8 protein-coding genes and 2 pseudogenes are annotated in these 10,921 nt (G+C 57.2%); all 10 read left to right on the plus strand.

Annotated features, from left to right (window positions below; translation table 11 throughout):
- Nucleotides 1-148: 148 nt before the first annotated feature.
- The 10 genes and pseudogenes from tssH to E7738_RS01360 all read left to right on the plus strand — a co-directional run bounded on the left by tssH (nt 149) and on the right by E7738_RS01360 (nt 10,890).
- Nucleotides 149-2,806: a type VI secretion system ATPase TssH gene (tssH, locus tag E7738_RS01315; protein ID WP_394516009.1), complete on the plus strand. Its 2,658-nt coding sequence runs from the start codon at nt 149-151 to the stop codon at nt 2,804-2,806.
- Nucleotides 2,803-5,181, plus strand: coding sequence for a type VI secretion system Vgr family protein (locus E7738_RS01320; RefSeq protein ID WP_394516010.1), 2,379 nt, complete (start codon nt 2,803-2,805; stop codon nt 5,179-5,181). Before tssH ends, E7738_RS01320 begins: the two co-directional genes overlap by 4 nt.
- Nucleotides 5,182-5,967, plus strand: a complete 786-nt coding sequence (locus E7738_RS01325) for a DUF4123 domain-containing protein (protein WP_241798990.1) — start codon at nt 5,182-5,184, stop codon at nt 5,965-5,967.
- Nucleotides 5,968-6,024: 57 nt separating this feature from the next.
- Nucleotides 6,025-6,558 (plus strand): DUF3304 domain-containing protein, encoded by a 534-nt coding sequence (locus tag E7738_RS01330; RefSeq protein ID WP_264251161.1) that lies wholly within the window; start codon nt 6,025-6,027, stop codon nt 6,556-6,558.
- Nucleotides 6,546-6,732, plus strand: a pseudogene (locus E7738_RS01335) (hypothetical protein); the annotation flags it as partial. The gene E7738_RS01330 and the pseudogene E7738_RS01335, both read left to right, overlap by 13 nt.
- A gap of 101 nt (nt 6,733-6,833) precedes the next feature.
- Nucleotides 6,834-7,367 carry a DUF3304 domain-containing protein gene (locus E7738_RS01340; RefSeq protein WP_394516011.1) on the plus strand — a complete coding sequence of 178 codons (534 nt, stop codon included), beginning with the start codon at nt 6,834-6,836 and terminating at the stop codon, nt 7,365-7,367.
- Nucleotides 7,355-7,541, plus strand: a pseudogene (locus tag E7738_RS01345) (hypothetical protein); the annotation flags it as partial. The gene E7738_RS01340 and the pseudogene E7738_RS01345, both read left to right, overlap by 13 nt.
- 101 nt (nt 7,542-7,642) lie before the next feature.
- Nucleotides 7,643-8,176 (plus strand): DUF3304 domain-containing protein, encoded by a 534-nt coding sequence (locus E7738_RS01350; protein ID WP_394516012.1) that lies wholly within the window; start codon nt 7,643-7,645, stop codon nt 8,174-8,176.
- A complete protein-coding gene (locus E7738_RS01355; protein ID WP_394516013.1) occupies nt 8,164-10,614 on the plus strand; it encodes a T6SS phospholipase effector Tle1-like catalytic domain-containing protein in 2,451 nt (816 codons plus the stop codon). The genes E7738_RS01350 and E7738_RS01355 overlap by 13 nt, the downstream gene beginning before the upstream one ends.
- Nucleotides 10,615-10,632: 18 nt before the next feature.
- Entirely contained in the window at nt 10,633-10,890 is a 258-nt protein-coding gene (locus tag E7738_RS01360) for a PAAR domain-containing protein (RefSeq protein ID WP_021509124.1), read from the plus strand.
- Nucleotides 10,891-10,921: the final 31 nt, after the last annotated feature.

Consider the following 10,921-nt stretch of genomic DNA (forward strand, 5'->3'; position numbering starts at 1 on the left):
CATTGAATCGTCGCGTTTCAGATGCTGTAACCCTGCCTGAAAGGGCATTAATTGTGTGCAGTGAGGATCTTCCGGTTGGGGATATCTGAAACCGATAGTTCCCATACGGTAAAACCAGATAGTGCGCGTCAGAATGGAGAAAGCCTTTATGGAGCATCACTCATCAACCTTATTACGTCGCCTTAACCCTTACTGTGCTCGCGCGATGGAAGGGGCCGCCTCCCTGTGCCAGACCCGCGCCCATGCGGAAATTTTGCCGGAGCACTGGCTGCTGAAGCTGCTCGAACAGGGGGAAGGTGACCTGACGGTGCTGGCACGCCGCTATGAGTGGGATATGGATATGCTGTGGCAGGATTTGCTTGCCTGGCTGGATAAACTGCCGCGTTCAGTCCGTCAGCGTCCGCAGTTATCTGACACTCTTCAGACGCTGATGCAGGAAGCCTGGCTGATTGCTTCTCTCAACGGTGAGGAACAGATCCGCAGCGTCCATCTGCTGATGGCGCTGGTTGATAAACAGAAACTGGTGCGCTGTGACGGGCTGTGGCCGCTGCTGACGCTGGGCCACAGTCAGCTGGAGCGTCTGCGCCCGCTGCTTGATGGGCAGTCGGAGGAACGCCCGGAGCGGCAACAGGCAGCGGAACTCGCGCAGAGTCATGGTGGTGAGGTGGAATTTGTCGGGCGCCCGGTCGGCGCGGCCATAAAGGAAGGCGAACTCAATCCGGCGCTGCAGAACGCACTCGATAAATTCACGCTCGACGTTACTGCCAAAGCCAGAGAAGGCAAAATCGACCCGGTTTTTGGACGCGATACGGAGATCCGCCAGATAGTGGATATTCTCTCGCGTCGTCGCAAAAACAACCCGATTCTGGTCGGCGAACCGGGCGTCGGTAAAACCGCGCTGGTGGAAGGGCTGGCGCTGCGTATAGCCGAGGGCAACGTGCCGGAATCTCTCAAGCCGGTTATTCTGCGCACCCTCGACCTTGGTCTGTTGCAGGCGGGCGCAGGCGTGAAGGGCGAATTCGAACAGCGCCTGAAAAACGTCATTGATGCGGTGCAGCAGTCCCCGGTACCGATTCTGCTGTTTATCGATGAAGCGCACACCATCATTGGCGCCGGCAACCAGGCCGGCGGAGCCGATGCCGCCAACCTGCTGAAACCGGCACTCGCCCGCGGCGAACTGCGCACCATCGCCGCCACCACCTGGTCTGAATACAAGCAATACTTCGAACGCGATGCCGCGCTGGAGCGCCGCTTTCAGATGGTGAAGGTCGACGAGCCGGACGACGAGACCGCCTGCCTGATGCTGCGCGGCCTGAAAGCCCGCTACGCCGAACACCACAACGTGCATATCACTGATGATGCAGTACGCGCAGCCGTCACGCTGTCCCGCCGCTATCTGACGGGCCGCCAGCTGCCGGACAAGGCGGTTGATTTGCTGGATACCGCCGCCGCACGTGTGCGAATGAGTCTCGACACGGTGCCAGAACAAATTGTGCGCCTGAAAGCAAAACTGACCGCGCTGGCACTGGAAGCGCAGGCGCTGCGGGAAGATATCGCCGCCGGCAGCAACCGTCACGATGACCGCCTGGGTGCCATTGAGCAGCAGCGGACTGAACTGGAGACGCGCATCAAAGAGCAGGAAGCGCGTTTTAGCCACGAAAAAGCGCTGGCACAGCAACTGATGACCAGGCGCAAGGACATTAGCCAGCAGGCTGACGTTGCCGACCTGCAACAGCAGCTTGAACAGGCGCAGCAGGGCGATGTGCTGGTTCAGGTGGATGTGGACATCCGCACCGTCGCGAATGTAATCGCCGACTGGACCGGCGTGCCGCTGTCCTCGCTGATGAAAGACGAGCAAACCGAACTGCTGACGCTGGAAAACGAAATCGGCCAGCGTGTGGTCGGGCAGGACGTGGCGCTGACCGCTATCGCCCGGCGCCTGCGCGCGGCGAAGACCGGACTCACGTCAGAGAACGGCCCGCAGGGCGTATTCCTGCTGGTTGGCCCGAGCGGCGTCGGTAAAACTGAAACCGCGCTGGCGCTGGCGGATGTGCTGTACGGTGGTGAAAAATCGCTGATTACCATCAACCTGTCCGAGTATCAGGAGCCGCACACTGTTTCCCAGTTGAAAGGTTCACCGCCGGGCTACGTGGGTTACGGTCAGGGCGGCATCCTCACCGAAGCGGTACGTAAGCGCCCGTACAGCGTGGTACTGCTCGATGAGGTGGAAAAGGCGCACCGCGACGTCATGAACCTGTTCTATCAAGTATTTGATCGCGGCTTTATGCGCGACGGCGAAGGCCGGGAAATTGACTTCCGCAACACCGTGATCCTGATGACCTCCAACCTCGGCAGCGACCACCTGATGCAGTTGCTGGACGAACAGCCGGAGGCCAGCGAAAGCAATCTCCACGAACTGCTGCGCCCGATATTGCGCGACCACTTCCAGCCGGCGCTGCTGGCGCGCTTCCAGACGGTGATTTATCGCCCGCTGGCAGAAGCGGCGATGCGCACCATCGTGGAAATGAAGCTGTCACAGGTCAGCAAGCGCCTGCACCGTCACTACGGTTTGACCACGCAGATTGATGAGAGCCTGTATGGCGCGCTGACCGCCGCCTGCCTGCTGCCGGATACCGGCGCACGCAACGTCGACAGCCTGCTCAATCAGCAGATTCTGCCGGTGCTGAGTCAGCAACTGCTGAGACACATGGCCGCCAGACAGAAACCACAGTCGCTATGGCTGAGCTGGAGCGAGGAAGAGGGGATTGGGCTGGAGTTTAACCGGACTGAAGGAGATAACGCATGAACACCCGTCTCCCGATCAGATTCAGCCACAGCCATCACCAGTTATCGGTGAAGGGATGTGAAGCAGAGCTTGATGTGCTGGCGTTTGAAGGCGATGAAGCGCTCAGCCGGCCGTTCAGCTACCGTATTGAATTCACCAGCTCTGACCATGCCATCAGCAAAGAGATGATGCTGATGAAAGCGGCCTCCCTGACGCTGCAGGCTCCGGTTGACCAGGGTTACGGCATTAAAATACAGCAGGCGGTGCGCACCCTTCAGGGCGTGGTGAGCGGCTTTGAACGTCTCGGCACCTCAAAAGATGAGACCCATTATGCCCTGACGCTGCAGCCACGCCTGGCGCTGCTCGACCGTTCGCATCAGAACGCCATTTATCAGGACATGTCGGTGCCGCAGATTGTGGAAAAAATCCTGCGCGAGCGTCACACCCTGCGCGGTCAGGATTTTCTGTTCTCGCTCTCAAAAGAGTACCCGCGCCGTGAGCAGGTGATGCAGTACGGCGAGGATGACCTGCGTTTCATTACCCGCCTGCTGGGTGAGGTGGGTATCTGGTTTCGCTTTACCACGGATACTCGCCTGAACATCGACGTGGTGGAGTTTTACGACAGTCAGCAGGGGTATGAAAAAGGCCTGACGCTGCCCTCGGTGCCGCCGTCTGGCCAGCATTCAGACGGAGTGGACGCGGTGTGGGGGATGGAGAGCCATCATAACGTGGTGCAGAAGCAGGTCAGCACCCGCGACTACAATTACCGCCAGGCCACGGATGACATGAATACCGAGGTTGATGTGGCCCGCGGGGATGCCACCACCTGTGGAGATGCCTACCACTGGAGGGACAACTACCTTACCCAGGGTAATGCGTACGACCGCAATCCGGTTGCGGAGTCGGGTGCGTTCTATGCCCGCATTCGTCATGAGCGCTACCTGAATGGCCAGACCCGGACCCATGCCACCACCAGCTGCCCGACCCTCTCTCCGGGCCAGGTGCTCAACGTCACCGGTGGGTATGAAGTGGCCGAGGTGTTTGCTCAGGGCGTGGTCATCACGGCGATGCGCAGCCATGCGCGGCGTGACCGGGATTTTGAAGTGCATTTTGACGGGATCCCGGACAGCACGGATTTTAGTTTCCGTCCTGAGCCAGGCTCACGCCCGGTGATGGCCGGCACATTACCGGCCCGCGTCACCAGTACCACGGAAAATGACACCTACGGACATATCGATAAAGACGGCCGCTATCGCGTCAACATGCTGTTTGACCGGGATAACCGGGAAGCCGGGTTCGAGAGTCTGTGGGTGCGCCAGTCCCGCCCGTATGCCGGCGACACTTACGGTCTGCACCTGCCGCTGCTGGCGGGTACCGAAGTGGCGATTGGCTTTGAGGACGGTAACCCGGACCGGCCGTACATCGCCGGCGTGCTGCACGACTCGGCGCACGGCGACCACGTCACCATCCGCAACTACAAACGCAACGTGCTGCGCACGCCTGCGAACAACAAAATCCGCCTCGACGACGAGCGCGGAAAAGAGCATGTCAAGGTCAGCACCGAGTACGGCGGCAAGAGTCAGCTGAATCTGGGGCACCTGGTCGACGGCGAAAAGCAGAAGCGTGGAGAGGGTTTCGAGCTCAGAACCGACAGCTGGGGCGCCATCCGGGCACAGAAAGGGATGTTTATCAGCGCTGATGGCCAGACGAAAGCACAGGGCCAGGTGCTGGAGATGCAGCCGGCGGTCAGTCTGCTAAAAGGAGCGTTGAATCAGGTAACTGGATGGGGAACGATTACGCAGACTCACCACAACATAACGCCTGATTCTGGGCCATTAAGAGCATTTGTTTCCGCTGCCAGTGAGCTTAAAGAGCCTGCGCTGCTGCTGTCTTCACCTAAGGGTATTGCCGCCGTTACGCCGGAAACGACTCTGATGCACAGCGGGAAAGGGTTGTATCTGCAGAGCCTGGGAGAAGTCAATATCACCGCAGCACAGCGCTATTCGGTTAACGCAAGTCAGGCGGTTTCGCTGCTAGCCCTACAGGAAGGAATGCGGCTGGTATCTGCCAAAGGTGCACTGGAGATTGAATCACATAGTGATGTGCTGTCGCTGACTTCCCTGAAGGATGTCACCGTCCAGTCAACGCAGGGACACCTGCAGCTGACGGCAAAGAATGGGATCACGCTCGCCTGCGGTGGCGCTTACATCAAGCTCACGCCACAGGGCGAAATCAACGTGCATGGTCCAGGCCTGTTAAGCCTCAAGGGGCAACATAAATTACAGGGCCCGGCGAGTGAGGATTATCCGCTGCCTGAATTGCCTTCATCAGTATGCAAAGAGTGTCTGAAAAAGGCGCAGCGGCTGGCACAGGGCTTTGTGCCAAGGGAGGCATAAATGAACACGACCCATATCACTGACTGGGTGAATCTGCTTCAGCAAACCTGCGCTGATATAAACCTGAACCACCTTGATTTTATTCTCGACCAGTGCGGTATTGATTTTTCCGTCATTCCGGTACTGCACGATTTTTCACCACCTTTGGTATGGCAGTCTCTCTATCAGGGCTTGCCGGAAGATGCCCTGCCAGAAGAGTCGCCGCTGTTGATCAGGATCTCTTTGAACGATCCGCTTCAGAAACAGTGGTTGATTGAGCTGGCTCAGAAAGTACAAAAGACTGCTCCACTACTGGTGCTCTGTTCTCCCTGGACTTTCGCGACACTGGCGGAATGGTTAACAACCTGCACCGATGCGACACATGAAGGACGGGCGGGGCTGTTCAGATACTTTGATGCCCGTATTTTTCCTTATTTGTTCTCTCATATTCTGGAACCTGATCAGCAGGCCCAGTTGCAGCGCCCGGCGCTGTTCTGGAGCTGGCTGGATCCTGACGAGAAGCCGGGGTTGCTGATGGGGCAGGGAGCACAGCCCGCCATCAACGAGAAGTGCCAAAACATCGCTTTGAGCGATAGCCAGTTTGAAGCTCTGATGTGCATCTGCGATGCCAGGCTGATGCTTCGCTATCGGGACGTTCCCGATACGGGATTTGCTTCGCAGGCTGAACGGTTTACGGCCTGTTTCAACGGCATGCTTTCAGCCACCGCCAAAGGGATGATACTGGATAAAGAGCGCGAGGATTGGGTGATTAAGACCCTGATCGGACGGTCCTCAGCAGAAGTCTGAAAGTGGGTTCATGAGGCAGTTCGCCTTCCGGAGAGGCTGCCATACAAGGAATGTAAAATGAAAATACGACATTACCTCGTGGTACTGGGTGCCCTGCTGCTGGCGGGCTGTAGCCAGCCGGTGGCGAAAGCCAAAACCCGGAGTGGCGGCGGTGGGATTATTGTCGCCATCAACCACACCAAATGGGCGATTAACCATTTCAGCGTCGACGGTCAGTCGGGAATTGACATTATCGGGCCGTATCAGGGCGGTGGAGGTGGCTGCTGCTATGGCGTGCCGGTGAAATGGCGGCCGGGTATGACGGTGAAAGTCGACTGGGAAACTGGAGTAGGAGATATGGATGGTTTCCCTGGCTTTGGTGATGACGCCAGGTATCTTGCCTGGGAAAAAAAAATGAAGGCCCAGAATAAGCAGCACAGAACGGTGGTACCAGTACCAGATTATACGGCGCAAAAAACCTGCGGGATCACGGTGCACTTTCTGCCCTGTGATGAGGTGAAGGTGACCACCAGCTGTGTGAGCCCAGGCCGGCCGGACTACCCAATCAACGAGCCATTGCAAATGCCGGAGCCGAAAGTATGTCCAAAATAATTACCGATCTGGCATGGTTCCCGCCGGCGTTTCCGGCTCAGGGGCGTTTACCCACCAGGGCTGCGCTGGTTGGCGCAAACTGCGCGCTGCAGGACAGCCACGAGCTTACCTGGCGGCAGGGCTGTGCATATCAGCCTGTTCTTCGACGGCAGCGGCAATAACCCTAATCACGATCTTGCCTTTATTCCTCTTCAGTAATGCTCAGCCATGCCATCCCGAAAAGTCATGGCTGAGCAAGACGGACGTCATCCGTTTCTTCATCAAAGGAATGCAAAATGAAAACACGACATTACCTCATGGTACTGGGTGCCCTGCTGCTGGCGGGCTGTAGCCAGCCGGTGGCAAAGGCGGAAAACCGGAGCGGCGGCGGTGGGATTATTGTCGCCATCAACCATACCAAATGGGCGATCAACCATTTCAGCGTCGACGGTCAGTCTGGCATCGATGCTATTGGTCCGTATCAGGGCGGCGGCGGGGGGTGCTGCTATGGCGTGCCGGCGAAATGGCGACCGGGTATGAGGGTTAAGGTTGACTGGGAAAGCGGAGAAGCCTCAATGAAAGGTTTTCCTGGGTTTGCGGATACAGCTAAGTATCGGGCTTGGGAAAAAAAAATGAGTGCTAATAATCGCCAGCATAGCAAGGTTGTCCCAGTGCCGGACTATACGGGGCAAAAAACCTGCGGCATCACGGTGCACTTTCTGCCCTGTGATGAGGTGAAGGTGACAACCAGTTGCGTGAGCCCCGGCCGGCCGGGGTACCCAATCAACGAGCCATTGCAAATGCCGGAGCCGAAAGTATGTCCAAAATAATTACCGATCTGGCATGGTTTCCGCCGGCGTTTCCGGCTCAGGGGCGTTTACCCACCAGGGCTGCGCTGGTTGGCGCAAACTGCGTGCTGCAGGACAGCCACGAGCTTACCTGGCGGCAGGGCTGTGCATATCAGCCTGTTCTTCGACGGCACCGGCAATAACCTTAATCACGATCTGGCCTTTATTCCTCTTCAGTAATGCTCAGCCATGCCATCCCGAAAAGTCATGGCTGAGCAAGACGGACGTCATCCGTTTCTTCATCAAAGGAATGCAAAATGAAAATACGACATTACCTCATGGTACTGGGTGCCCTGCTGCTGGCGGGCTGTAGCCAGCCGGTGGCGAAAGCCAAAACCCGGAGCGGCGGCGGTGGGATTATTGTCGCCATCAACCACACCGAATGGGCGATCAACCATTTCAGTGTCGACGGTCAGTCGGGAATTGACATTATCGGTCCGTATCAGGGCGGCGGCGGGGGGTGCTGCTATGGCGTGCCGGCGAATTGGCGACCGGGTATGACGGTCAAAATCGACTGGGAAACAGGAGTGGGATACTCAATGGATTTTCCGGGTTATGCTGATGAACAAAAATTTTTATCCTGGGCCCAAAAAATAAAAGCCCAGAATAAGCAGCACAGTGCGGTGGTACCAGTACCGGATTATACGGGGCAAAAAACCTGCGGGATAACGGTGCACTTTATGCCCTGTGATGAGGTGAAGGTGACCACCAGCTGCGTGAGCCCCGGCCGGCTGGGCTACCCGATCAACGAGCCCCTTAAGATGCCGGAGCCGAAAGTATGTCCAAAATAATTACCGATCTGGCATGGTTCCCGCCAGCGTTTCCGGCTCAGGGGCGTTTACCCACCAAGGCTGCGCTGGTTGGCGCAAACTGCGCGCTGCAGGACAGCGATGAGCTGGCCTGGCGGCAGAAGCTGTGCCTGGCCGCCAGGCGGCGCGTGGAGCCTCCCTGCTGTAAAACTTTACACATCAGCCTGTTTTTTGACGGCACCGGCAATAACCTCAATCACGACTTATATATTGCTGACCCAAAGCACCCCACTAATATTGCCCGTCTGTTCCGCGCAACCATCGGCCAGGGCTATGCCGGGGGGCTGGCGGATAAAACAGCGGAGCTGCTGGATGCCAGCGGCAGCGGCAATAATAAATACTATAAATATTATATTCCCGGCGTCGGGACGCCTTTTCCCGAGGTGAACGATCTGGATTTCAGCATGATGGGGCTGGCGGCGGCGACGCACGGGGAAGACAGAATCAACTGGGGCCTGCTGCGGATTATCGATGCCCTGAAGCGGACAATGGGCCTGGATACGCTGTCGGACGACGAAAGCTGGAAGGCGGTGGAAAAAATGGCCACCTCTATGGCGTCCTTTGGGCTGACCGGCGCTGCCAACCGTTTTGAGACCTTCCATAGCCTGCTGAAAGATATGGCACCAGAGCTGCAAAAGGCCCTGGTATCTGTCGAGCCCGGAAAGCCAAAGCTGATGGGAATCAAGCTGTACGTGTACGGCTTTTCGCGCGGCGCAGCGGCAGCACGAGCTTTTGTCCGCTGGCTTAGCGAACTGCTGCCAAAGCCTGAGGAGGGAAAAGACAAACCCGAGCAGTGCCTGGCAGTGGGCGATCTGAAAATTTCGCTCAGTGTTGAGTTCCTGGGCCTGCTGGATACGGTGGCTTCGGTGGGCGTGGCGCATATCGCCCCGGTGGCGGAAGGGCATATGGGCTGGGCAGACAAGACCCAGGAGTTGCCGGCAGAGAAGATCTATGGGGGATTGATCAAAAAGTGTGTCCATCTGGTCTCTTCCCACGAGCAGCGGCTGTGTTTCCCGCTGGATTCGATCCGCCGTCCGGATGGTAAATATCCGGCGAACAGCGAGGAAGTCGTCTATCCAGGCATGCACTCGGATTTAGGCGGAGGCTACCCGCCAGGCGATCAGGGAAAAGCAAAGGATGAATTTGATAGATTGCTTTTATCTCAATTGGCATTGCATGACCTTTATGCAAGCGCTTTTAATTCAGGTGCTCCTTTAAAAGTATCCCCGTTGTCGCTTCCCACAGACTTACAAAAGGATATATGGCGACAGATGTCTCCTGAGCTTCAGCTAGAATTTGCAGTAGCACCTGAGTTAATCAATCGTTTCAACGCCTGGCGCGAGCTTACCCTCGGTCTGAGTTCGCCCATGGTCCCGATTCTCCCCGAACAAGCCGCAATATACGATCCGCCGCGCGCGCCGGTCAGCCTGGAGAAAGCCCTTGAAGATCAGATGGGCTGGATCACCGCCTGGCGTATTAACCGCTATGCCGGGGGAACCTACAAGACTCAGCGCTTCTATGTCGATTCGGCGGCAAATGGGCTGGATAAAGACAGCGATCCGCTGGTCAGAAAGCAGGCTGAGGATGACTGGAAAGAAGCACAGAAAAAAGTTGACGATGCTCGTAAGGAAAAAATTGCCGAACATAAACCTGAAGATGGCTTCCTGATGCTCCCGCCGGGGCCAAAGGATTTCGACGCCGCGCTGGGGCAAACCCAGCTGCGTCAGGCCGCAGAGGAGTTCAGAGAGGATTACCACGGCCTCTCCCGCTCGGGTACCGGGAACTGGATTTTTACAGCCGTTGATTCAATGAGTAACGCCATCTTCCTGCTGAATAACGATAATGAGTATGGCGAATGGCTCAGCATGAAAAACGCCGGAGACGATCGTGTAAAAGTGCTTTTCCCGGCGGCCGGCGAAGCGAGTAACGCCACTGAACCTGGCGGGCTGGTGCGGGCACTGTTTGACGATCAGATCCACGATTCCCGCGCGTGGTTTATGCACAACGCCTTCGGCTCCCGCGAACCCTGGGGCAGCTATTTCCTTTACCGGATGATCTATTTCGGCAGCTGCAGCAGTAAGCCAATGACGCCGTTGATGATTGCCGGAGCGGTAGTGGGCGTTGCGACCCTTGCCGCAGGCGCGGCCGTTATCATCAGACAGAAAAGCGCGAAGGGCAAACTTACGGGGCTTGCCGGTACCGTGGGTGCCGTTTACCTCGAAACGCAGGCCATCGATCTGCTTTCCGGCAAACCGCTGCCAATGCTGCCCAACGCTGCACAGCTGCAGGCGCCAACGATGGAGCCAGGCACAGTGGTGGCACAGCAAACGCAGCTCATCAGCGATCAGCGGCTGGCACTGGCAAAAACGATGATTGAGTCCAGCTGGGCGGAAAATCTTAAGGCGACCGTAACGGCCTGATTCAGGGAGGGATGAAGGATGAAAGCAGTGATACGCGAGGGCGATACCCTGCAGGAGTACGGTGGGAAAGTGCTGGGCGGGCATTATCTTTGCTTCGGTAAAGGGATCGCCTGTAAAGGCGATGCAGTGAAGTGCAATAAACATGGCATCACGGTCATTAGCGAAGGCAGTTCGTTATCGGAAGTGGACGGACAGCCGGTGGCGCTGCATGGTCATCGTTGTGCCTGTGGCTGCACGCTGGTGAGCTCTTTTCCCGATTGCGGCATTGAGCTGTGAGGCCATTACCGGAGTATCCACCCTACCGGGT

It is taken from the genome of Pantoea sp. SGAir0430, assembly GCF_043549295.1.